Raw genomic sequence first — 24,054 nt, forward strand, 5'->3', positions numbered from 1 at the left:
CGGGGTTCTGTATCAATATCTTAGTTCTGGAGATCTATTCATGTTAACGTTGGACTGGATGACTGAGGTCAGGGGAAAAAATCGAACGATCAAGGGGGTCTGGGCTGTTTTATATTCAAGCGCAGCCATATTCATGGCTGTCTGGTATATGTATACGTCCGGTTTTGGTGTGATATCTACGGAAACCAATCGGGGTTTCTATCTGCTGTTCACATCGGTACTCGTTTACCTGCTGTTTCCGGCATCCCGCTGGGCGCCGAAGAACAGACCCAGCGTTTATGATATCGTTTGTGTGATACTGGTTTCGGTTTCCATCGGCTACTGGATCGATCAGTACATGCCCTACGCCATGTTCCGGGTAACCAATCCCAGTTTCTGGGATTTAACCATGGGGGTGATTGCCATCGTCATGATCCTTGAAACGGCCCGCCGCGCCCTGGGGATTGTCATGGTGATTCTGTCCGTTATTTTCCTGTCGCAGATCTATTTTGGCCCCTATCTTCCGGGAAAGTTGAGCCATGCCGGCATGTCCCCGGGCCGGATCATTGAATTCACGTTCAGTACCCAGGAGGCCATGTTTGGGGTGATCACCGCGACCTTTGCAACGTTTGTGTTCCCCTTTATGATTTTCGGCGCGTTTCTGGAAAGAAGCGGCGCCGGCGGGTTCTTTATGGAACTGGCCAAGGCGCTGACCGGCAAATGGAGAGGCGGGCCAGCCAAGATCGCGACCGTCACCTCGGCTTTATTTGGTTCCATTTCCGGGTCTTCGGTGGCGAATGTAGTGGCCACCGGTACGTTTACCATTCCCATGATGAAACGGATCGGGTTTCGGCCTAAGGTGGCCGGCGCCATCGAAGCCATTGCCTCCACCGGCGGACAGTTTATGCCGCCGATCATGGGGGCCGGGGTATTTATTCTGGCCACCCTGATCGAAGTTGATTATTTAAAAATTGCCCTGATAAATGTTATCCCGGCCCTGCTGTATTTTATTTTTGTCTTATATATGGTGGACCTGGAAGCCCTGCGTTCGGGACTGCAAGGGCTGCCGGCAAAGGAAATTCCCAAAGTGGCGGCGGTGCTAAAGGCGGGGTGGCATTTTTTTATGCCCATCGTTATTGTGCTGGGGCTTTTATTTTACGGATTCTCACCGGAAGTCGGCGCATTCTGGGGGACCGCATCGGCCCTTATTCTCTCTTGGCGACGGAAAGACACCCGGATGGGCGCCGGCGATATTCTGCTGGCGCTCCGTTCCGGCGCTTCCGCCAATAATTCGGCCGGTGCGGCCATCGGCGCCTTGGGGATTATCATCGGCGGGATTGTGCTGTCCGGCTTGGGATTGAAATTTTCGGCGATACTGGTTGAGGCGGCCGGAGGGAGCCTGTTGCTGTGCGTGATCATGGTGATGATTATTTCCATCATTATCGGGATGGGCAGCAGCACCACCGGCTCTTATATCATTCTTTCGGTCGTGGCTGCGCCGGCATTGATTCAATTGGATGTACCGCCCATTGCCGCCCATCTGGTGGTTTTTTACGCAGCCTGCCTTTCCAACATCACACCGCCGGTATGTGTGTCGGCTTTTGCGGCTGCCGCACTTGCCAAAGCCGACCCCATGGAAACCGGTTTTGCCGCGTTGAAATTCGGATTTGCCCTGATTTTTCTACCCTTCGGTTTTGTGTATCTTCCCCCTCTTTTGCTGGGGGGATCCGCGTTTGATGTCGTTTATGTTTCGGTGATGCTGCTGGTGGGTTTCATGTCGCTTGCCATGGCGCTTCAGGGTGCTGATTTTATTGAATCAAAGATAAAGCCATGGCGGCGCGTGGTGTTCGGGGTCGTTGCCATATGCCTGCTGCTGCCGCTGCCCAAATGGGTCAATCTCGTGGGGTTGATTCTGCTGGCGGCGGCATGGTTGCCGGGGTTTAAGGTTTACCGAAAACGTTTGTCAGAAGCAAAGGTGTAGATTGCCGACTGAGGTGACTACCAACAGTTGTCAAAATTGCATTCGGTGGAGTTCACATCTTTATTTTTTCCAGGCAAACGGGTCTATTAAAGATCTTTGCAATGCCTTTGCCGAGACCGCGAATTTAAAGCTGATGCATCTATTTGGGGGAGATGATTTGAAACCACGATCAGTCACCTTGGTGAAACAGCCTGAATTTATGATTGAAGGCAGTAAGCGTGAATCGCGCTACTTCAACGATTTCGCGACAATATCAATGATGAAATAGTTGAAAATTCTACTGTAACCTCGACCAGGGTCTCTTTATATACAAAAGGATCTGACTGCGTTTAAAGAACCAACACATAAGATTTTACAACTATTTGAAATCATAAATTACTTGCCTGAATCGATCCCCGGTTGAAATGATTTTTTTTGATGATTTGATTCCCGCGTCAGAATTATTTGCCCAGCCGGCCTTGTCAATCCTATCCGTATTGCAGTAAGGGTTGTGTCCGTTTTTGAGTCTTCGGTCAGGGAATTTGCTTTATCCAGGACTGTTCCGTTAGGTTTCAAATATTTAATCCAACCCTTGACATGATATCAATTTATGATACTATATAGCCATGAATAAAAAACAACGGCAGACACTGGCGAAAATATTCGAAAAACCTGAACGCTCAGATATTTCTTGGAATGATATCGAGGGATTATTCAAGGCGCTGGGAGCCGAAGTGTCCGAAGGCAGAGGTTCTCGGGTCAGGGTAGCGCTAAAGGAGATAAGAGCTATTTTCCATAGACCTCATCCGCAACGAGTGTCCAACAAATCGACTATTCGGTCTGTCCGTAGATTCCTCATAGAAACGGGGGTGAATCAATAATGGAATATAAAGGTTATTTTGCTAAAGTGGAATTCGATGACGAAGCTAATATTTTTCACGGCGAAGTCATCAATTTAAGAGATGTTATCACTTTTGAAGGCGGAACAGTTGATGAACTGAGAAAAGCCTTTCATGATTCAGTTGATGATTATTTAGAATTTTGTGCCGAACGTGGAGAAGACCCTGATAAACCATACTCCGGTAAATTTGTGGTCCGTGTCGAACCTGAACTACACAAGTGTATTGCAATAGAAGCAAGGAGAAAAGGCGCAAGTATAAATTCATTAGTTAGTGAAGCGTTGACAAAGGCTTTAGAAGAAACCACTCAAGATCCGCTTTAATATTTTCGGAACTAATATTGCGGATACAAACCGTAAGGCGTTTAAAGGGTCTGATTCAAATTAAGAATGACCAAAACAAGTATGTCGCGGTGGAAGGGACTCACATCTCTAAGGAGATGACAACACCATTAAACCTGCTCATTTGATTTGACTTCTGTTTGCGCCAGGGCTTCCAGCACGGTCATGACGCAGCAGGAATCCATATCGCCTTTTCCCTGGGTTTTGGCTGCCCGCAGGATGTCCCAGGTGATGGCCGTGGCCGGCAGCGAGACGCCGCACTCATCCGCCAGCTTCATGACGCTGCTTAAATCCTTGTACATGTTGCTGGTTGAAAAGCCGGGGGAAAAATCCCGGCGAACCATGCGCGGACCCCTTGTTTCCATGGCCCCGGTTCTGGCCCCGCCGACGGAGGTAATGTCAATCACCTTCTGGGGATCGATCCCGGCTTTGGCCGCCAGGACCAGGGCTTCTGAAACCGCTTCAATGGCCACCCCCAGAATCAGGTTGTTGATCAGTTTAAGCGTGGTGCCCATGCCGTTTTCCCCGGCATATACAATCTTGGCCGCCATTTTTTCAAATATCGGCAGAGAGGCATTAAACGTTTCCATCGGCCCCCCCACCATGATTCCCAGTTTGCCGCCGGCTGCCACCTTGGGGTTGCCGGTGACCGGCGCATCCAGCATGCGAACGCCTTTGGCGCGGGCCCGTTCGGCGATCAGGCGGGACATTTCCGGGGCGATGCTGCCCATATCAATGAGTATCAGTCCTGCATGGGCGCCTTCCAGGATGCCGTTCGGCCCACAAGAAACCGCTTCCGATGCGGCTGAATCCGTTACCATGGTAATAACGACGTCGGAATTTTGAGCCAATGCTTTGGGGGAATCGGCCCAGGTCGCGCCGGTCGACAACAGCGCCTGCGCTTTTTCTTTTGTTCGATTCCAAACCATCAACGGATGCCCGGCCTCCAGTAAAAGCCGGGCCATATGCTGCCCCATGAGACCGATGCCGACAAATCCGATGCGTTTCATTTTAGATTTCTCCTTAGATAAAATTGTGAAGTCAGGGGACTATAAAAAAGTGCGGGCCGCCTGTCAAGCTGCTATCTATGATTCCGCATAGAGAAACTGATTATCAGGGTCCGGTCAGAACTATACGCTTTTTCGTCCTCTATTATTTTAGAAAATACAAATTTCAAATACCAAATTTCGAACAATTCCCCAAAATTCAATCTTCAATGACCAAAACTTTCAAGGACAGACATTGTTTTGGTTTTCGAATTTTGGTCATTGGAGATTATTTGATATTTGGAATTTGGTGTTTGGAATTTCAAGAAGTGAGTGAAATACCATCAAAGCAAATCCCCTCCGGACTTATACCAAGGTCAGTCTCTTTGGGGTCGGCTATTTACTTGGCGGTCATCACCCAGACCCCCTGCCAGTTTTCGGGTTCGGCCGCCAGCAGTTCCTCGCATTTTTTGTAATAGGCGGCTGCCGGGGGATCTGAATCCTGAATGGCATGAAAAACCGCGCGGGCCTCTCTAAAACGGCCCTGGTAAAAAAAATCGAGGCCCCTGGCAAATTCATCCAATAGGGCTTTCCTGGGAGGGTATGCATCGGGAAACATGGGCTCGTAAACCGTCACAGACCCTTTACGCCCCACAACGGCAACCCGGGCAAGCTCTCTAACGGCAAAGGTATTGCCGATCAGCTCCCGGGTGGCATGGGAAATCATGGTGTACGTTCCGAATTCTTTGTTGGTTCCTTCCAGTCGTGCGGCCAGGTTGACGGCATCGCCCAGCATGGTGTAGTCAAAGCGGGTTCGTGATCCCATGTTGCCCACAACGACCTGGCCGGTGTTGATGCCGATGCGCATGTGCATATCTTTGCCGATCCGTTCTCTAAATTCCGGGCGCAGTTCCGCCAGCCGGGCCTGACAGCGAAGGGCGGTCTGGATGACGCGAACAGCGTGGTCCGGCACGTCGAGCGGCGCATTCCAGAAGGCAATGATGGCGTCGCCTTCGTACTTGTCCACCGTGCCGCCCTCTTCATGAATAATATCGGTCATGGCCGAAAGGTAGTCGTTCAGCAGCTGGGTCAGGGCTTCCGGCTCCAAGCCTTCCGAAATAGAGGTAAACCCCTGCAGGTCGGAAAAAAAGATGGACAGCCTTTTTCGCTCGCCGCCCAGTTTCAAGCGGTCAGGGTTCTGGAGCAGCTGTTCAATAACGGTCGGGCTGAGGTACTGCTGAAAAGCATTTTTTATAAACCGCTTCTGGCGTCCTTCCGTGACATAATTAAGGACCAGCGCCAGAACAATCGCCAGAATCACGGCCGTTTCCGGGGCAATTATCGGAAGCCAGAAGTCATAAGTATAAGCGCCCAGGGATAAACCGATGGGCGCGGCCAGAAACAGGATGCCGACCGTTACCATGCCGCGCAAACTGGAGAAAGCCGATGTCAACCCCGCGCTGGATAAGGCGAGGATGATAATAAAAATTGAAACCAGAACCGGCGAAGTTGTTCGAATAAAATCGCCGGACAGAAAGTTGTCGAGCATGGTGGCATGAATTTCCACGCCGCTATAGACACCGCCGACGGCTGCCGAGCGAAGATCGTATAGACCGGGGGCCGTAAATCCAAAAAGGACATATTTATCCTTAAGAGCGTGCGGGTCCTGAATGGTCGGCGCTTCGCCATTTATAATTCGAATTTCGGACTGCAAAACCGCGGCGGCGCTGTAGGCCTGGTGGGTACCGGAAGGGCCGCGAAAGCGCAAAATGGCATTACCCTTATCGTCGATGGGAATGGACTTTTTTGCAATTGTGAGGCGGCCGGGTTGAATGGATGAGGCTGTTTGGGGATTGGCTGCCAGATAGGGGCTGATTCCCAGTGCGGGGAGGATATGGTTATCGAAAATGGCGAAGGGCTTAACCCGACGGTAAATGCCGTCCGGATCGGGTTCTGACTGGATATTGCCCAATATCGCTGCGCTCTTTGCCAGTTCAGGAATCGGAAAGGATGCCCGAAAAAAAGATATTTTTTCAGGCCGGTTGGTCTTGAGCCAGTCCTGCAGTCCGTTGATATTCCAGATCGGCGCGGGAATCTCCGGCGGCCAACTGGTCATGCTCCCTGAGGATTGACCCAGAAAAACCGCGCCTGCAAACCGGCCGAACCCTTTCGCTGCATCGCTAAAGGCGTTGTCGTCCGATACCCCGTATTTGGAAGGTTCGGTAAATTGCACATCAAATGCGACTGCTTTGGCGCCGCTGCGTCTACAGTAGTTGACAATGGCGCTGTAGAGCTCCCGGGGCCAGGGCCACGTGAGCCCGTTTTCGCGAAAAGCCCAGTCCAGACTGTTCTGGTCCAATAAAATCAGGCGGATATCATCGGTGGCCGTACCGGGTTCGGCCAAAAGGCGACTGCGCCAATCCCAGGTTTTGGCTTCCCAGGAGTTCAGCCAGCCAACGGCCCAAAAGGCAAGCGTTATCATTGCGGCAACCAGGCCGACGGCCAGACTCTGCAAATGTTTGGGGCCGACGGTGATGTGTTGTGCCATTTATGTCAGATGCCTCCCAGGGATTCGGAAAAGCGCTGCTGTCTCGCACCGGAATTCGCAACCGTCCGGTAAGGTCCGATACTTTTCTGGATGTCGGCCATGCGGCTGACCGGCGAAGGATGGGTCTTGGCAAAATCTGACCCCCCTGGGCGGAGTCTGTCCTGCATGATTTTAAGCATTTCCACCAGTCCGTTGGGATCGTATCCCACCCGCTGAAGAATTGTTACCGCGGCTTGATCCGCCTGTTGTTCGAATTCGCGCGAGTAGCCGTTATTGATCAGGGTCGTGGTAATATCCGTGATGGAGCCTTCAAACGTACCGACCAGATCGGCAAGATCCTGACCACTGAAAGTTTTGGTTCCCTCAACGGCAAGGGTTGTCAGGGCGGCCGTGACCCTGGATTTTTTGATCGCCTGGAGTCCATGCCTGGATTGAACATGGCCGATTTCATGTGCCAATACCGCAGCCACCGCATCTTCATCCCGGCAGCACCTGAGCAGACCGCGCGTAATAAAAATAAAACCCCCGGAGGTTGCAAAGGCATTGATTTCATCGGAATCCAGAACTAAAAAATGATAACCGCCGAAAGTTTCCGGAAGGTCTGAAGCCCGTGCCAGGGTCTGCCCCAGCAAATTGACATAGCGGGTGGCCGCGAGATTATGATAGGGCTTGTATTTGTTGACGATAACCGCACCGACGGTCCGGCCGATATAATATTCCTGTTCCGGGGTGAAGTCCTGAAAACTGCGGGCAACGGCCTTGGCGCTTTTTTGTATGGATGCCGCCTGGGACTGGTCAATTGTGCCGGTGGCAACCCCGACGGCTGTGCCGATCTGGGCGACGGTATCCAGGCTTTCACAGCCGGCAAGCAAGAGGGCGGTTAAAACGATTATAACCAGACCGACAAGACCGATCTGGTTAATAGCGTTTAAACGCCTGGAGCTATAGATGGATTTCATTTGACACCTCCTTTGGGAGACAACTTGCCGTCAATAAGAAATTGTTCGATCTGGTTCTGGGAAACCACCATTTGTTCCATCTGGTTTATCAAGGCATAATCTAATTGCGGGTTTTTGGTTTTAAATTCTCCTTCAACCTGTTCGCTGAACCCTTTACCGGCCAGGGCCAGTTCGCTGCTGCTGGCGGCCTGGGAAACATCGGCAGCGCCGGGTTTGAGGATGATTTTTTTAAACGTCAGGGCGGACGAATGCAGCCAGCCCTCAACTTTTTTTGCAGATGAACGGACTTTGATCCAGGCTTCCGTTTTTTCAAGAACGGCAACCTTCTCGGCGTAATTAAGCTCGGCTACAATTTTCCCTAAAAACGACGGCGAATTGCGTAACTGTCCTTTTTTAATCTGAATGCTCATCAGGTTGGCCGCGGTTGCAATGGCCGAAGTCAGGCAGATAACCAAAGCGACAATCCATGCGTTTTTGCATCGATTCATTTTATTTAAGACCTCCCTTTCTCATGGAATTCAGCATCAGTTTATCGTGGTTTAAGGTCATTGTCAAAGCGATGTTGCATCCCTATTCAAAGGATGAAAAATTAAATCCAGCATCGTTATAAAAAAGCTTGACATATTGTGTTTGGTATACAATATTCCAAACAACAATGGGTTTTATCTTGGGGTATGATATAGGGATAGATACCAATGCAAGACATGGGGTTTGACTATTAACCAAAAGGAGGTAAATCATCATGAAAAAAGGTTTAATAATACTGTGTGTGGCAGTTCTGGCGTTGGGTCTGGTTCAAACCGCCAGCGCCCTGGAAATTGTTTTTGCCATCAGTGCTGCACCGGGATCGACTCAGTATATTACGGCCGAAGAGTTTACGCGTCGGGCAAATGACCTGCTCGGTGACAAGGCCAAGGTGACATTTTACGGCTCAGGCCAGCTGGGTGATGATAAAGACCTGATGCAGAAACTGAAACTCGGTACCGTCCATCTGTCCATGCCTTCCTCGATCATGTCTTCGATTGCCGGTGAAGCAGGCCTTTTTGACATGCCGTTTCTAATCAAAGATCGTGCGCATCTGAACCGTATTGAACATAAGGTTTTCTGGCCGATGATTGCGCCGGCCATTGAAAAGAAAGGTTACAAGGTTCTCGGTTTCTGGGAAAACGGCATCCGGCACATTACCAACAATGTCAGGCCTATTGTAACGCCGGAAGACCTAAAAGGGGTAAAGATCCGAACCCCCAAAAGCACCTGGCGTGTCAAAATGTTCACGGCCTGGGGGGCAAATCCGACGCCGATGGCCTTTTCAGAAGTCTTTGTGGGGCTGCAGACCGGTGTCATCGACGGCCAGGAAAACCCGTTTACCAATATCTATGCGGCTAAGTTTCAGGAAGTACAAAAATATCTGTCAGTCACCGCGCATGTTTACACCCCTTCTTTTTTAACAACGGGCGCCGGACCGTGGGCCAAGCTTCCGGCGAATGTGCGTACGATTCTCGAAAAAACCGCACGGGATGTCCAGGGCTGGATGTACGCCATGGGAGCCCAGGACGATCAAACCCTCCTGGAAAAACTGGGGGCCAACATGAAGGTGAACACAGCCGATCGCGCTGCCTTTGTCAAGGCCAGCATGCCCATCTATGATGAATTCGCCAAAGAGATTTCTTCCGGCAAGGCGATGATCGACCTGGCACTCAAACTGGCCGACTGATTAAGAATCCCCATTAGCCGCCGGCCTCCGATCCCGGAGGCCGGTAAACTCACAGGGATGTAGGGTATGTTTAACAAGCTGAACCGATGGTTTGGGCGGCTCCTGGAGGCTGTGTCAATCACTATACTGATCAGCCTTGCGTTTATTGTGGTGCTGGCCGTAGTGTTCCGATACAGCGGTTCTTCGCTGGTCTGGTACGACGAAGTCGCCTCGGTTCAGTTGGCCTGGCTGACGTATTACGGGGCGGCCCTGGCAGCTCTTAAACGCGGACACCTGGGCTTTTCTGGCTTGTTCCTGAAACTGCCGGTAGGAATCAGGTCCATCTGTTTTGTAATTGCCGAGATGTTCGTCATCGGTTTTTTTTGTGTAATCGGCTGGGCAGGATGGCATCTGCTGGGAGTCTTTGGAGAAGAAACCCTGGTCAGTATTGCATGGGTTCCCTTGAAATTTACCCAATCCGTCATCCCCATTGGTGCGGCTCTGTTTATCCTGGCTGAACTTTTCAGCATCCCGGATGCCTGGCGAAATGCCATGGCCGGCACCGATTATGAGCAGCGGGCGATCGAAACGGCTGTTAAAGAAGCGGAGAATGCATCATGATCGTTACGCTGTTGATTATTGGCATGTTGTTTCTCGTGATGATCAATGTGCCCATTGCGGTCGCTCTCGGAATCACGGCAATAGCCGGCATGGTAATTTCTAAAGGGTTTGACAGCATCTTCAACGCCGGCCTGACGATGTTTGCCGGGGCCACCAATTTTCCCCTGCTGGCTATACCCTTGTTTATTCTGGCCGGTGCGCTCATGAATACCACCAGCATCTCGCGGCGGCTTATCAACCTGACGTCTGCACTGATCGGTTTTGTCCGGGGCGGTCTGGCAATGGTCAATGTCGGCGTATCCATGTTCTTTGCGGAAATTTCAGGATCGGCCGTTGCCGACGTTGCCGCTCTGGGGTCGGTGTTGATTCCCGCGATGAAACGACGGGGATACACCGCAAAATTTTCAGCAGCGGTAACCTCATCGTCGGCATCCATAGCTATTATTATCCCGCCGTCGATTGCCATGATTATATACGGCGCCCTGTCAGACACGTCCATCGTTCAGCTGTTTGTTGCCGGCATCATTCCCGGAGTCATCGGCGGTTTTTCAATGATGGGATATTGCTACTGGTATGCGCTGCGCCACGATCTCCCCCGTGAAGAAGCGTTTAGTCTTGCCCGCTTGTGGAAAGCATTTAAAGAGGCCGGATGGGCTCTGATGCTGCCGGTTATTATCCTCGGCGGGATCTTCGGCGGCATCGTAACGGCCACTGAAGGTGCCGGTCTGGCGGTGATTGCGGCGCTTTTCATTGGGGGGGTGCTTTACCGGGAGCTTAACCTGGAGCATCTATGGAAAGCCATGATAGAAGGGGTCATGCAGACAGCAGTAGTGATGCTCCTAGTGGCCACATCGGCCGTGCTCGGCCTTTATCTAACGGAAGCCCAGGTTCCTCAAGCATTTGCCCGGTGGGTGATCAGTATCAGCGGTAATAAATATGCCGTGCTGGCATTGCTAAACTGCATGCTCTTTGTGGTCGGAATGTTTTTACACGGTGCTGCGGCGATTATTCTGGTGGTTCCGATTGTGATGCCGCTGATTAACCAGATCGGGGTCGATCCGGTTCAATTCGGACTGATCATGACGCTCAATATTGCTATTGGACAGCAGACGCCGCCGGTGGCCAGTGTTCTGGTAACCGCATGTTCCATCGCCAAGACCGACATCTGGAAGACGACCAAAGTCAATATCCCCTTTATCGGTGTTCTGCTGATTGTTCTGCTGCTCGTAACCTATGTGCCGGCCGTACCGCTGACGCTGGTTGAGTTCTTTTATCGCTGACACCTGGTACATGATCCAAAAGGGGCAGGCGCAAGCATTGCTAAAAGGACATGTTGGATCTACCGGCCGAGTCGGATTTAACCCCCCTTGTTTATCCATACCTGGGGCAGGTCCATCCTGGCAAGCTCCGCAAAATGATGCTGCACTTCGGTGTAGAGTTTTTTGTACATTGGAAACAGGCGGCTGTATGCATCGTGAGCTTTGGGATTCGGGCGGAACTCATTTCCCGGCACCACTGTTTTATTGATGGCCGTTTTAAAATCCGAATAAACATTGATACTGATTCCAGCCAACACAGCCGCACCCAGAACTTCGGTGTGGCTTTGGGTCAGGCTGACCACATGTTTTCCCAGCACATCCGCAATAATCTGATTCCAGACACCGCTGGTGGCCGCAGCGCCGCCAATCCGCAGCGTCTGGATATCAAGCCCGCAATCGGTTTCAAGGATTTCAATCACGTGCCGGATCGCAAAAGCCGGTCCTTCCAGTACGGAGCGTAAAAAGTCATTGCGGTTATGGCCTAACGTAATGCCGAAGAAAACCCCACGGGCGTATGGGTCCCAAATAGGGGTCCGCTCTCCGGATATATATGGCAAAAACAACAGGCCCTTACTTCCCGGCGGCGACAAGGCGGCCTGGGCCGTCAGCAAATCGTATACATCCCGGCCGGAGGCGGCAGCGGCGGCCTGCTCCATCTGTCCAAATGTATCCCTGACCCATCGCAGCGATGAACCCACACCGTTAATGGCGCCGATGGAAAGCCAGCGCTGTGGAAGGACATGGGCGCAGTTCATGAAACGGTTGTCAAAACGGGGTTCTCCCAGAGGTGATGATACCCGGGCAGCGGTTCCCATGATGACAAAACAGTCACCGGGCTGCATTACACCGGAACCGATAGAGGCGCCGATGGTATCCATGCATCCCGCCGTAACGGGGGTACCAGGCCTCAAGCCGGTCAGGGCGGCGGCGGCACTTACGTTGCCGGCGATTTCCTGGGACGGCAGGGGGGTGGGGAGCTTATCGACTGATATTTCCAGTGCTTCTAAAAAAGGTTCATGCCATTTCATCTTGCGGATGTCAAAAAGAAGGGTCGTGCAGGCCCGGGAGTAGTCTATGGTGAATTCACCGGTTAATCGCGCCACCAGATACCCCCCCGGCACCATGAGTTTATGGGCCTTTTCAAATGTTTCAGGCTCATGGTGCTTTAACCACAAAATGGTCGGCAGCGAGTAGGCGCCCGGCGCCACAGGGTTGCCGGTAACGCTGAACACCTGATCAGGGTCAAGTGTCTGGCGAATCCGTTCCACTTCAGGCAGAGCGCGTTGATCCCACAGCATGATGGCCGATCGCAGCGGCCGACCGATACGGTCAACCGCAATCAGGCCGTTGGTGCAGCCGACACCCACCGCAAGGATATCATCGGCTGAAATGCCACTGATGGCCTTGCGAATTGCCTGGATCGTTGCCTGCCACCAGGCTTCAGCATCTTGTTCAGCCTGTCCCGGCAGGGTGTTGATCATTTTATATTCACTATATCCCGTTCCCACCAGTTTTCCATCAAGGGTAAACACTCCTGCTTTGGATCCGGTTCCGCCGATATCGATCCCCAGTAAGAACGGTCCTTGTATCATAAATGCGTCATTCCTCAGTTTATAAAAGGATCAAAACATTGCAGCAATAAAGCGCTTCATCATGAGTGGTTTAAAATTTGGTTTATTTTAGGGGCAATAAAATCCAGGCTGGAAAAGACGCGGTTTTTAACGGACTCTTCCATACGCTCCCTGACCCGCAGAATGGAAATCTGAGCCAGCAAGACCCCATCCGTTTCGATCAAGAGTTTTTTGACCGTATTCACCACTTCGGTATCATGACCCTGAATATCGCCCCTATCGAGCTTTTTAAAAGCATCCGGACACAGGCGGGGAATCAGGGTGACGTTCCTGCCCAGCTTTTGGCAGACTTCTTCAAACAGGAGCCTGGAGGGCTTTTCGGTGGTGGGATTGGTCATGAGCAGGCCGATACGTTTATAATTTTTTACGGCATATGCCATCATGGGCTCATCGATTTTCAAGACCGGAATATGCACCTTTTTGCGCACGTCGTTGACGCCAGGCGAAAGGGATGAACAACTTACCACCGCCAGAGAGGCGCCGGCTTTTTCGGTGGAAAGCACCATGGCTGTCAGCCAGTCGAGAATTTCCGGGCTTATCTTGCCGGCAGCGGTCAGTTCACGCAGAATGCCTTCGTCCAGCACATGGACAATTTCGGCATCCGGGCATTGCGTGGCAACTACTGTCTGAATGGCATCAATCACCAGGCGGGTCGAATGGACAAGTCCTACCAGGGGCATCGTTTAGCCTCGCTCATATTATTGTTTTTCTGCCAGCTGACAAGCAATTTTAAAGGCCCTGATCATTGCCTCCGGGTTGGCCCTACCCTCACCGGCTCTGCCGAAAGCCGTACCGTGCGCCGGGGTGGTAATCGGCACCGGCATCCCCCCATGAAGCGTCACGCCCTTATCAAAACCCAGCAGTTTCGTGGCGATTTGGCCCTGGTCGTGATACATTGAAACAACACCGCGAAAACCCTCCCGTTTAACCCTTAAAAAAATCGTATCCGCCGGAAACGGTCCCGCAACATCCATTCCGTTTTCACGGGCCGTTTGAATGGCCGGAACAATGATCTCGATCTCTTCCCTTCCGCACTTTCCATTTTCGCCGGCATGGGGGTTTAACGCCGTTACGGCAATGCGCGGGGCTTCGATCCCGAACCGCTTCAACTGATCATTCAGCAAACTGATGGTTTCAATAATACGCTTGCCGGTGATCAGAGAGCTGACATCTTTCAGCGGCACGTGGGACGTCACCCGAGTCGTCCACATGTCTTCCAAGACATTGATCTCCCCATGGATATGAGGCCGGTTAAAGCGGTCTTTGAACAGCTCGATTTCAGCGTGATAAGGACAGCCCCCCAACCCCATGGCTTCCTTGTGAAACGGCCCAAAGACAAATCCATCAATTTTTTTGTCCCGAGCGAGTTTTAAGGTAAAATCGAGGGTCTCATAAACAGATTTGCCGGCGGTGGCGCTTATTTTTTTGTAAGTGACCGCTTCCGGTGAAATGGTGGGAAAGTCCAGGACGACCGGCTGTTCTCTATCCCTGGGCAAATCGTCTATCTGTTTGATGATAGGAAATGTAAATTCAGCACCGATTACCTGTTGACCCATTTTGAAAATCCGCTGATCTCCGATGAGCACAATCCGGGCCAATCCATACAATTGCTTTTCAGAGAGAAGTTTTGCAACAATTTCAGGGCCAATGCCGGTCGGATCTCCCAGCAGCAGGCCGATAACAGGTTTTTGTTTCATGAATATTCTCCTTGTGCAGATGGTATTGAAATATTAGCAATTCAGTTGAAATTATATTTTTCGATTAGCGGCAGGATATAATCCGCAGCTTGCCTGGCAGCGGTATCGGCATCCGGCAGGGGGAGGATTTCAATGGCGGCCCAGCCTTTGAATCCGGCTTTTTTCAGGCCGTCAAAAACATTATCAAAATCCAGATGCCCCTGGCCGGGTGCGTGGCGGTTGGAATCGGCCAGGTGGACATATTTTATCTGGGAGCCAAGCCGGGCGAGGGTAGCCCCGATTTTTGCGTCCTCGATATTCATGTGAAAAACGTCGGGCATCAGCCCTGTGTTTGGTCGTTTCACTTTTTTGATTAATTCAGCGCCATCCTCCGACGAATTAATAAAATTAATTTCGTATCGATTCACCGGTTCAACAACAATTGTGACTGCATCTTTAGCCGCGATATCACATAACTGCTGCATGGTTTCGAGAAAAAGTATTTCCGCTTCAGCAGCCTTTTGTCCCGCGCCGATAAACCCCCTCGCTCTTCCCACATTAATCAGTCGACCGAAATTTTTGGCCAGATAGATCAGCCCGGTAAATACCTCAATGACCCGCCGGCGGGCGGCAGGGTCCGGGTGGGTAAAATAAAGGTTCGATTCGGCAAAGACAAGGCCGGTACTGATAGCGCTGACCTCCATCCGGTTTGCTGAAAGCCAGCGAGATAATTTTTCCGGATCGATATCGTCAGCAGATTTTAATGCCAGCTCAACACCGTGATATCCGAAATCTGAGGCCTTTTGAATCGATTCCTCGAAGCCACGCCATACGACAAATGCCGAGGGCGGGGCGTCCGCCCCGGCAATGACTACGGAAAGTTTCACGAACGCCCGACCTTTTCGTAATCATCCAGCTGGTTTAAAATATGTTTTTTCATCAGTGTTTCGGCTAAAGCTTTATCTCTGGTTTTCATGGTATTGATAATTTCAGCATGCTGGCCGACGTAGGACTTCAGCTTGTTCAGCGGCAGACGTAAAATCAGACGCAGGAGTTGAACTTTCGCATCAAGTTTTTCGACAATTTCATATAAATGACGGTTGCCGGTCCGCCGGGCAATTTCAAGGTGGAGCAGGCTGTCTTTTTCAAACAAAGCACCCACGTCGCCGGCGCCGATCAATTCATCACATTCGACAGCCAAGGCTTCCAGTTCCTTAAAATCAGCTTCGGTTGCGCGTTCTGTCAAAAGGCTCACCGCGAGTATTTCCAGCTGTGCGCGGATACATGCGATTTGTTCGGCCTCTTGCGGTTCAAGGGCAACAACCGTTGCATAGCTTCTCGGTTTTATACGGATAAGACCGTATTCCTCTAATCGTTTCAGAGCTTCCCGGATGGGTGTTCGGCTGACACCAAATTGCTGGGCAACCTTTTCTTCCGGGATTTTTTCGCCGCCGCGAATTTCACCCGATAAAATCAGACGTTTAATATACTGATAAACCTGTTCCGACAGGCTTTGACGCTGGATCGCATAGATGGTTTTATCGATCTTCATGTTGTTTTAAGTCCTCATCCATGATCGGGAACACAAATAGCTTTAATAAAAAAATATCGTTTAGAATATTGTATACCAAACACAATATGTCAAGCTTTTTAAATCAATTTACATGCTTTTAAAAGATATAATTTAAGTTTTCAATCAATATGCAGGGCTAAGCTGCGCTCAAGGATATGTTTAGGCAAAAAGAAATTGCGGGTGCGTTGCGGTTCCGGGAGACCACCGGTACATTTAAGCCTGGACGCTATCTCCGGCGCCTTAAAGGATATCAGCGAAACTGTTTACTCGGAAAAGGCATCTTCTTCATAGATAACATAAGAGTCGGGACCAGTCGGTTTTGAAAAAATGGATGCCGTTACCAAATCCGTTTCACCGGTGTTTCGGACCTGGTGCTTGGAATTTGCCGGGAACAGGACGGCATCCCCCTTTTTAAATGTTGTCGAATGTCCATCAACCCAGGCCTCGCCTTGACCATCAAGGATTAGTATCACTTCTTCAATATCTTTATGGCTGTGAAGCGGTTTTACAACAGATTTAGGAAAGCAGTTCATTATCGCGATACTCAACGATTCAGCCCCGATGGTTTCCGGGGTGACGATCCAGCGGAGATCGCGACCGCTTAAATGCATGGGTTCGATGTCATCCAGACTGGCTTTTCTTACGGCCATCACATTTCCCTCCTATCAGATTTAACGGATATAGGTCCTTTAGCGTTTGTGAAAAGTTTAAACAAAATGGACGTATTTCTTAAAAGGCCGAGCATTCTGAAATGGTTCAACCTGATGTTTCAGTAAAACTATCTGCAGCAAACTTTTTTTTCAACATTAAATTGAAAAGATCGTTAGCCCGGCTATGGGAATGATTTCATCTGTACATTTCAGATCCACTGTGTTAATTTTTTTATAATTTACTTTGTTTGGGTATAGACAACAAAGGACACAGAATGAACAAATATCAAAACCTGCAAAAGCTGTTGAAGGATATGGGGCGGGTCATGATCGCTTATTCCGGCGGCGTGGACAGCACCCTGCTTTTAAGGGTCGCCAAAGACGTATTGGGTGAAAATGTTTTGGCCGTAACGGCGCTGTCGGCAACCACTCCGGAAATAGAACGCAAAGACGCTGTCCGGCTTGCCCGGTTCATGGGGGTGGAGCACATTTTGCTGGAATCAAAGGAGCTGGATATTTCTGATTTTAAGAAAAATCCGCTGGACAAGTGTTATATCTGCAAAAATCACCGTTTCGGCGCCTTGGTTACTTTGGCCAGGAAAAGAAAAATTAACTATGTCCTGGACGGGGCCAATCTGGATGACCACAAAGATTTTCGTCCCGGCATGCGGGCGACCCGGGAACTGGGGATCCGGAGCCCTTTAAGCGAGGTCAAGCTTACCAAGGCGGAAATCCGCCGAATCTCAAAAAAATTAAAACTTCCCACCTGGGATAAACCCTCGCTGGCGTGTCTGGCGTCCCGGATTCCCTATGGCCAGCCCATTAGCGCTGAGAAGCTCAAGCAGGTGGATGCCGGGGAAAACTATATACGCAAACTGGGGCTGTCCAGAGAGGTAAGGGTGCGACACGAAGGTGAAACCGCCCGGATCGAGGTGGCAGCGGGAGACATTGCCCGAATTGCAACCCCCGGCGTAAGAAAGCGCGTGGGGGTCTATTTTAAAAAGCTGGGGTTTAAATTTGTTGCCCTGGACCTTAGCGGCTATCGTATGGGAAGCCTGAATCCCAAAAAATAGATGTATGATTTGCCGGCAATCCCTTCGGCCCGGCGCTTTATGCTGAAGGGCTCAAATGGAGCTGTTGATGAGTCGTCCCGGGGAGGGTTCACTTGCCGTAGATGTGAATTGTTCTTTTAAGCACGGATTGAATCCGTTTACCCCTTACCCGAAAAACGTATCCGACTTTCAGCCATGTTTCAATGTCGGCTTGTGCTTTGACAAATAAAAGCGTTTCACATATAGAGAAAACATCGAGCAAAAAGTCCAGCACTTCATCTTTTCAATTCTTGTCCCTTTGGAGGACGTTTCAATGCCCCGATTCAGCGCAAATTTGAGCATGCTGTTCACGGAAGTTGATTTTATGGATCGCTTTAAATTGGCTGCCAAAGCCGGTTTTAAAGCCGTGGAATATTTGTTTCCTTATGCCTGGCCGTCCGAACAGCTGGCGGATGCGTTAAAGCAAAATGGGTTAAAACAGGTGCTTTACAATCTGCCCGCCGGTAAGTGGGAGGCCGGCGAGCGGGGGATTGCGGGCTTTCCGGATCGGATTGATGAATTCAAATCCGGCGTTGAGCAGGCAATCCCTTATGCCAAGGCGCTCGGATGCCCACGGCTGAATTGTCTGGTCGGCATTGTTCCTTCCGGGGTTCGCCCGGAGGTATTTCGTGAGACGCTGGTTAAGAACTTAAGGTTTGCCGCAGCAGCACTTGAAAAGGAGAAGATTCAGCTGCTGGTGGAGATGCTCAATACTAAGGACGTGCCCGGTTTTTATCTGTCTCGGACAGCAGATGCGCTGGCATTGGTGGACGAGGTCGATCATCCCAATCTCTGGCTGCAGTATGATATCTATCACATGCAAATCATGGAGGGCAACCTGACCCAAACGATCAAGTCGCATCTTGAGCGGATTGCGCACATGCAGCTGGCAGATGTTCCGGGGCGACATGAACCCGGCACCGGCGAAATTAATTTTACAAAGCTGTTTCTGTCGATTGATCAGGCCGGTTATGCGGGCTGGATCGGGTGTGAATATATCCCCAGTCGGCAAACAGAGGAGACGCTCACATTTATAAAAAATAGGTAGCAAAGGAGGAAAAAATGGCGGATATCGGATTTATTGGACTGGGAATAATGGGAAAACCGATGGCAGGACATCTGGTTGCGGCCGGCCATACGGTTCGGGTTTATGATCATCATAATCCACCGGTTAAGGAGCTGTCTGGAAAAGGTGCGGTGGCTTGCGGCAGTTCCGCTGAAGTTGCGGAAAAAGCGGATATCATCATTATCATCGTCCCGGACACCCCCGATGTGGAGGCGGTTCTGTTCGGACCCAAGGGTGTGGCTGAGACGGTCAGAAAAGGTTCAATCGTTGTGGATATGAGCTCCATTTCGCCGATTGCCACAAAGGAGTTTGCCGAAAAGCTTGCAGCCAAAGGCGTTGAAATGCTGGATGCGCCGGTGTCCGGAGGACAGGTCGGCGCTGAAAATGCGACCCTGTCCATTATGGTCGGCGGGAAAGCGGACGTGTTTGCCAAAATTAAACCATACTTTGAACTGATGGGTAAAAATATTGTTCACATCGGCCCCAGCGGCGACGGTCAGACCTGTAAAGTGGCCAATCAGATCGTGGTGGCTTTGACCATTGAGGCCGTGGGTGAAGCGCTGCTCCTGGCGGCTAAAGCCGGGGCCGACCCGGCCAAAGTAAGGGAAGCGCTTTTAGGGGGGTTTGCCCAAAGCCGCATCCTTGACCTGCATGGTCAGCGTATGATCGCGCGCACGTTTAAACCGGGATTCAGGATCCGTTTGCACCAGAAAGATTTAAACCTGGCGCTGCAGACGGCACGAAGCCTGGGACTGAGCCTGCCGAATACCGCCACGGCCCAGGAGCTGTTTAATGCCGTGGCTGCGCAGGAGAAGGGCGCAGACTTGGATCATTCCGCCATGGTGCTGGCGCTGGAAAAGCTTGCCAACTATGCGGTTGACGGTTCGAAGTGACTGGATCTGTAACTTTTTAAAATTTTCGGGTTCTATATATCAATAAACAGTGACAAGGAGCGTTCCAATACCGATATATGAATATCAGTGTGGATCCTGTCAGCATTCTTTTGAAAAAAGGAGTCTGCGATGATGACGATAGATCGTTTGGTAATGATGGTTGCGGGTATCTTTATACTGATCAGCTTACTGCTGTCTCTAATTCACAGCCATAACTGGCTGTGGTTTACGGCGTTTGTCGGCGCAAATCTGATTCAGGCGTCTATTACCGGGTTTTGTCCGATGGCCAAAATTTTAAAGGCGCTGGGCGTAAAAACCGGTACAGCTTTCAACTAAAATTTGAGACCTTTGCAAAACGCCCTCATTTCCTCAATTTCGGAGCCTTCCTTGTGGAATGCAAAACCTACTATTCCAAAGGGTAAAACTCAAATTTTAATCCTATTTGGCAATATCAAAGGTTTTCCGATTGTTAAACTCTGCCTGCTTTCCTTCATTCCATTGCGAAACCGGCCTTAAATAACCGACTACCCGGCTGTAGACCTCACATTTTTGATAATTTGTCAAAATGGGATTTTTTTCATGGCAGGCATCGCACTTGGTAAAATACTGCTCCGGTTGGGGTTCGTATACTGCGCCGCCTAAAACCATAAAACCTTCCGGCACCAGGGATACGTCAACTTTTACATCACGACTGCAATCGTGGCATTTACCCTCAAAACCGATAACGGACTTGTCGGGATTTTCGTCAAACAGTTTGTGTAATTTTTCTGCATCAATCATAACTTTTCCCCTCCTTCAGCTAATGGCAACGCAAGCTTTCTGATGATGAAGTTGAATGGGTTGCACGGTGCAATTGCGATCTGATCCAAATTAGAACGACCTGTCTTTTGGGCAAAACGCCTCACAAAATTTTCGATAAGACTAAAAAAATGAATATAAGAAACAACCAAGTTATATATAAGTAATACAACATATCCTACTCGTCAAGAATAAAAATACAATATATAGTACTTAAGGCCGACATCCAGCGGTTTCAGGGAGGCATTCCAATGGGAAAAAATGAATCGGAAAATATTTATAAAAACGGCGATAATCTATTGGGAAGGGAGTGATGGTATCCGGGAGGGAACTCTGGCAGCCGCCGCTTAAAACTCCCAGCGACGACTGCCAGAGCGTGTTGTTCATAACAAACTATTTATCTGATCCATACTTAAACGACAGTTTTACTCTGGCGCGGTAGGCAATAACCTTACCCTTTTCGACTTTCATATCCAACTTGGTGACTTCAGCAATCCGCAATTCTCTCAAACTTTTTGACGCTGTTTCGACAGCATTCTTTGCGGCGTCCTCCCACGATTTTGCGCTCGTTCCTACCAGATCGACAATCTTGTATACACTGTCAGTCATGTTATCCTCCTTTCATTCTGGGTTATCATAAGAATCTTCCGGTTATATGGGCCTGATCCCCACTTTATGTATGATGGCACTATAGGTGCGCATTCAGTGCCGGTGTTAATGGGTGGCGTCTATATATACCAACCCAAAATTTTTAGGATATGGGAAACGATTCTAAATCAGCCGGTCATTTTTTCAGTTAAAAATAGAAAAAAACCGATATCCAGAAACAAGTGTGGAGTGGCAGTTGAAACAGAAACTGATAATTATACAGCTTGAACCCAAAATGAACGCGAATAGAAGACATCAAAAGGATATACAAAACTATAACGGAACAGCCCCTAAAGTCAAGTTCCAACTTCTGGTCCGATTTATTCCCCTGCGTTAAGAATTGCCCGGCAAAAGAAAGCACCCGGTGCGTTCAAGTTCAAGGTTTGATTTGTAAATTACTTTCGAAAAATCGGGGCAAAGACACCCGGCTCCGTAAAAGGTGTTGAAGCGCATTTTTTCTTTATATTGTTGTGTCAGCCTGTTGGGTATGCTATATATTGTGCATAATTCTTTTTAGCGATATGTACAGATTAGGCCAGCATCCTTTTGTCCATGCTCTACTAATAAAGAAAGGAATGTTATAGGGCGATGGAGAATGTTCATCAATTTCCACCTCTAATAGACCGTATTACCCAAAGAGAAGACCTTTGCGACGGGAAAAAGGTCAAAAAAAAACGCCTGATCAACAAGCTGAACGCCATTAATTTTAAAGGCGGCACTCTCCTGGTTAATCTGCGCCATATAAAGTACAACCACACGATAATCCGAATTGCCATGCCGCTGCCATGTCTGGGAGATGAACTGGTATGTGCCTGGGCGGAAACAGCTGGAAACGAACATGATTCGGGGTCCTATCAACTTTTGGACATTCTTGTGCCGGACGGTCCCAAAGTAATACTGGTAAAATCAGAATCGGCAAGTATTAATAATGAAGGCGTCCGGATGCTTCTGCCGGATACCAGCCGCTCAATCGGTTTGCGAAAAGTGAAACGACACCCGTGCATAGATGTCAAAGCGCAGCTGATACAGAACAGTGCCTGCTTCACCGGGGAATTGCTTGAATTCAGCCCGATGTCCTTTAACGTCGAAATCGATACCTCGCCGCTTCAAACGTTTCAGTGGATTAACCCGGAACTGCCGCTAAATGTGATGTTTTTTGACGAATGCCAAACCTTTTATACCGGCAGTTGCCGTATTATCAATCAGATCGATGGGCGTACAACTAAAAGTTTTATACTGGAACCGACTGAAAATGAAATCCGTCGATTCAAGCCGAAAGAATTTCGCAGCACCCGTCAGCAATTAGTCCCTTTGCCGAATATGATATTCCGGCACCCCATGACCCAAAAGCTGGAAAACCTGAAAGTCTTTGATATTTCCGGTTCCGGCTTTGCCGTTGAAGAAAACAGAGACCATTCGGTTCTGCTGCCGGGGATGATTATAACCGAAGCAAAACTGGATTTTGCCGGCAGTTTTACGATCACCTGTAAAGCCCAGGTTGTTTACCGAAAGAAAAATGAAGAAGCGAAAGAAAAAGACCATCTTCTGAGATGCGGTCTGGCCCTTCTGGATATGGATATTGAAGAACACCGCAAACTTCTATCGCTTTTGCACCAGGCGGCCGACAGACGTTCTTATCTGAGCGGCTTCATCGACATGGATGCTCTCTGGGATTTCTTTTTTGAATCAGGTTTTATTTATCCCCAAAAATATAACTTTTTTAAGGAAAATAGAGACAACATAAAGGAAACCTACCAAAGGCTGTATACGTCCAATCCTACGATTGCCCGGCATTTCACCTATCAGGATAAAGGACGTATTATGGGGCATATGGCGATGCTCCGGTTCTATAACAAGTCCTGGTTGATTCAGCACCATGCCGCCAGTGTTTCAGCCTCCCCCAGGGCAGGGCTTTCAGTATTAAACCAGATCGGTCGTTTTATAAATGATTCTCATCGGCTATGCTCAGCAAATATGAATTTTGTATTCTGTTACTTCAGACCTGAAAACAAGTTTCCGGAAAGAATTTTCGGAGGGGTCAGCAGGGGCATCAACGATCCCAAAGGGTGTTCAGTGGATACGTTTGCCTATTTTCATTACCGCAATACGGAAAATCATGGCTTTGAAGAAGGCGATGGATGGACCCTGACAAGAACCGAACCCGGCGATTTAAAGGAACTGGCGCATTATTATGAATTTACATCCGGCGGCCTGATGCTGGCGGGATTGGAACTTGAAGCCAACCTGGTGGACATGGGTGAGCTTAGCGAGGAATACAGAAAGCTGGGGTTTAAAAGGGAGCGGGTTCTTTATTCTTTAAAAAAAGGGAGCAGTCTCAAAGCGGTTATCATGGTCAATATTTCCGATATCGGTCTGAATCTTTCTGATTTGACACGCTGTATCCAGGTGTTTGTCATCGATTCGGATCAACTTCCCAGAGATATTTTCTACCGGGTATTATCCGAACTTTCCTCAAATTTTGGGACGGAAGAAATACCCGTGCTGGTCTATCCGGTTTCTTATGCTGAAAATCAGTCCATTCTTTTTGAAAAACGCTATAATCTCTGGGTTTTGAATATGAAAAATACGGATGATTATTTTAGGCAATTAAAAAAAATATTTAGTAACATTCAGTGTTAAAAAAGAGAAGGGTTGATGTGAAACCGGCTTAATTATTCTGTGATATTATTAGCTGTTTGATTGAAAACTAAATGGGTATTTTT

General features: G+C 49.4%; 23 protein-coding genes. 11 read left to right on the forward strand and 12 right to left on the reverse strand.

Annotated elements, in window-relative coordinates; translation table 11 throughout:
* Positions 1-40 precede the first annotated feature (40 nt).
* The 3 genes from P1P89_05975 to P1P89_05985 all read left to right on the forward strand — a co-directional run bounded on the left by P1P89_05975 (position 41) and on the right by P1P89_05985 (position 3,161).
* The gene (locus tag P1P89_05975; protein ID MDF1591047.1) at positions 41-1,960 is read left to right on the forward strand and encodes a TRAP transporter fused permease subunit; all 1,920 of its coding nucleotides are present in this window, start codon (positions 41-43) and stop codon (positions 1,958-1,960) included.
* A 605-nt stretch (positions 1,961-2,565) separates the two neighbouring features.
* Entirely contained in the window at positions 2,566-2,820 is a 255-nt protein-coding gene (locus P1P89_05980) for a type II toxin-antitoxin system HicA family toxin (GenBank protein ID MDF1591048.1), read from the forward strand.
* The gene (locus P1P89_05985) at positions 2,820-3,161 is read left to right on the forward strand and encodes a type II toxin-antitoxin system HicB family antitoxin (GenBank protein MDF1591049.1); all 342 of its coding nucleotides are present in this window, start codon (positions 2,820-2,822) and stop codon (positions 3,159-3,161) included. Before P1P89_05980 ends, P1P89_05985 begins: the two co-directional genes overlap by 1 nt.
* Positions 3,162-3,289: 128 nt before the next feature.
* On the opposite strand, the gene P1P89_05990 is transcribed toward P1P89_05985, so the two are convergent.
* The 4 genes from P1P89_05990 to P1P89_06005 all read right to left on the reverse strand — a co-directional run bounded on the left by P1P89_05990 (position 3,290) and on the right by P1P89_06005 (position 8,160).
* The gene (locus P1P89_05990) at positions 3,290-4,189 is read right to left on the reverse strand and encodes an NAD(P)-dependent oxidoreductase (protein ID MDF1591050.1); all 900 of its coding nucleotides are present in this window, start codon (positions 4,187-4,189) and stop codon (positions 3,290-3,292) included.
* A gap of 376 nt (positions 4,190-4,565) precedes the next feature.
* Positions 4,566-6,713: an adenylate/guanylate cyclase domain-containing protein gene (locus P1P89_05995; protein ID MDF1591051.1), complete on the reverse strand. Its 2,148-nt coding sequence runs from the start codon at positions 6,711-6,713 to the stop codon at positions 4,566-4,568.
* A gap of 5 nt (positions 6,714-6,718) precedes the next feature.
* A complete protein-coding gene (locus P1P89_06000; GenBank protein MDF1591052.1) occupies positions 6,719-7,672 on the reverse strand; it encodes a M48 family metalloprotease in 954 nt (317 codons plus the stop codon).
* Entirely contained in the window at positions 7,669-8,160 is a 492-nt protein-coding gene (locus tag P1P89_06005) for an SH3 domain-containing protein (GenBank protein MDF1591053.1), read from the reverse strand. Before P1P89_06005 ends, P1P89_06000 begins: the two co-directional genes overlap by 4 nt.
* Positions 8,161-8,414: 254 nt before the next feature.
* Here P1P89_06005 and P1P89_06010 point away from each other — a divergent pair, with 254 nt between their 5' ends.
* The 3 genes from P1P89_06010 (at position 8,415) to P1P89_06020 (ending at position 11,266) form a co-directional block, all read left to right on the forward strand.
* Positions 8,415-9,386: a TRAP transporter substrate-binding protein gene (locus tag P1P89_06010; protein ID MDF1591054.1), complete on the forward strand. Its 972-nt coding sequence runs from the start codon at positions 8,415-8,417 to the stop codon at positions 9,384-9,386.
* A 66-nt stretch (positions 9,387-9,452) separates the two neighbouring features.
* Entirely contained in the window at positions 9,453-9,986 is a 534-nt protein-coding gene (locus P1P89_06015) for a TRAP transporter small permease (protein MDF1591055.1), read from the forward strand.
* Positions 9,983-11,266: a TRAP transporter large permease gene (locus tag P1P89_06020; GenBank protein MDF1591056.1), complete on the forward strand. Its 1,284-nt coding sequence runs from the start codon at positions 9,983-9,985 to the stop codon at positions 11,264-11,266. Before P1P89_06015 ends, P1P89_06020 begins: the two co-directional genes overlap by 4 nt.
* Positions 11,267-11,343: 77 nt before the next feature.
* On the opposite strand, the gene P1P89_06025 is transcribed toward P1P89_06020, so the two are convergent.
* The 6 genes from P1P89_06025 to P1P89_06050 form a co-directional block, all read right to left on the reverse strand.
* Positions 11,344-12,897 carry an FGGY family carbohydrate kinase gene (locus P1P89_06025; protein ID MDF1591057.1) on the reverse strand — a complete coding sequence of 518 codons (1,554 nt, stop codon included), beginning with the start codon at positions 12,895-12,897 and terminating at the stop codon, positions 11,344-11,346.
* Between the two features lie 59 nt (positions 12,898-12,956).
* Positions 12,957-13,616, reverse strand: coding sequence for an aspartate/glutamate racemase family protein (locus tag P1P89_06030; GenBank protein ID MDF1591058.1), 660 nt, complete (start codon positions 13,614-13,616; stop codon positions 12,957-12,959).
* Between the two features lie 18 nt (positions 13,617-13,634).
* Complete coding sequence (locus P1P89_06035) at positions 13,635-14,633, reverse strand: 4-hydroxythreonine-4-phosphate dehydrogenase PdxA (protein ID MDF1591059.1); 999 nt, start codon at positions 14,631-14,633, stop codon at positions 13,635-13,637.
* Between the two features lie 41 nt (positions 14,634-14,674).
* A complete protein-coding gene (locus P1P89_06040) occupies positions 14,675-15,499 on the reverse strand; it encodes a sugar phosphate isomerase/epimerase (GenBank protein MDF1591060.1) in 825 nt (274 codons plus the stop codon).
* The gene (locus P1P89_06045; protein ID MDF1591061.1) at positions 15,496-16,164 is read right to left on the reverse strand and encodes a GntR family transcriptional regulator; all 669 of its coding nucleotides are present in this window, start codon (positions 16,162-16,164) and stop codon (positions 15,496-15,498) included. The genes P1P89_06040 and P1P89_06045 overlap by 4 nt, the downstream gene beginning before the upstream one ends.
* Before the next feature lie 284 nt (positions 16,165-16,448).
* Positions 16,449-16,835, reverse strand: coding sequence for a cupin domain-containing protein (locus tag P1P89_06050; protein ID MDF1591062.1), 387 nt, complete (start codon positions 16,833-16,835; stop codon positions 16,449-16,451).
* A 275-nt stretch (positions 16,836-17,110) separates the two neighbouring features.
* Between P1P89_06050 and larE the strand changes: the two genes are divergently transcribed.
* The 4 genes from larE to P1P89_06070 all read left to right on the forward strand — a co-directional run bounded on the left by larE (position 17,111) and on the right by P1P89_06070 (position 20,221).
* A complete protein-coding gene (gene larE / locus P1P89_06055; protein MDF1591063.1) occupies positions 17,111-17,908 on the forward strand; it encodes an ATP-dependent sacrificial sulfur transferase LarE in 798 nt (265 codons plus the stop codon).
* Positions 17,909-18,200: 292 nt separating this feature from the next.
* Entirely contained in the window at positions 18,201-18,974 is a 774-nt protein-coding gene (gene hyi, locus P1P89_06060) for a hydroxypyruvate isomerase (GenBank protein ID MDF1591064.1), read from the forward strand.
* A 14-nt stretch (positions 18,975-18,988) separates the two neighbouring features.
* Positions 18,989-19,885: a 2-hydroxy-3-oxopropionate reductase gene (locus tag P1P89_06065; protein MDF1591065.1), complete on the forward strand. Its 897-nt coding sequence runs from the start codon at positions 18,989-18,991 to the stop codon at positions 19,883-19,885.
* A 129-nt stretch (positions 19,886-20,014) separates the two neighbouring features.
* A complete protein-coding gene (locus tag P1P89_06070) occupies positions 20,015-20,221 on the forward strand; it encodes a DUF2892 domain-containing protein (protein ID MDF1591066.1) in 207 nt (68 codons plus the stop codon).
* Positions 20,222-20,323: 102 nt separating this feature from the next.
* Here the strand turns inward: P1P89_06070 and nrdD are convergent, their stop codons facing one another.
* On the reverse strand, positions 20,324-20,665 hold the full coding sequence (gene nrdD / locus P1P89_06075; protein MDF1591067.1) for an anaerobic ribonucleoside-triphosphate reductase: 342 nt from the start codon (positions 20,663-20,665) through the stop codon (positions 20,324-20,326).
* A 411-nt stretch (positions 20,666-21,076) separates the two neighbouring features.
* Positions 21,077-21,292: a dodecin family protein gene (locus P1P89_06080; GenBank protein ID MDF1591068.1), complete on the reverse strand. Its 216-nt coding sequence runs from the start codon at positions 21,290-21,292 to the stop codon at positions 21,077-21,079.
* Between the two features lie 627 nt (positions 21,293-21,919).
* Here P1P89_06080 and P1P89_06085 point away from each other — a divergent pair.
* Positions 21,920-23,971, forward strand: coding sequence for a hypothetical protein (locus P1P89_06085; protein ID MDF1591069.1), 2,052 nt, complete (start codon positions 21,920-21,922; stop codon positions 23,969-23,971).
* Positions 23,972-24,054: the final 83 nt, after the last annotated feature.

This window comes from Desulfobacterales bacterium (assembly GCA_029211065.1).
In the GTDB taxonomy this organism is placed as follows: Bacteria; Desulfobacterota; Desulfobacteria; order Desulfobacterales; family JARGFK01; genus JARGFK01.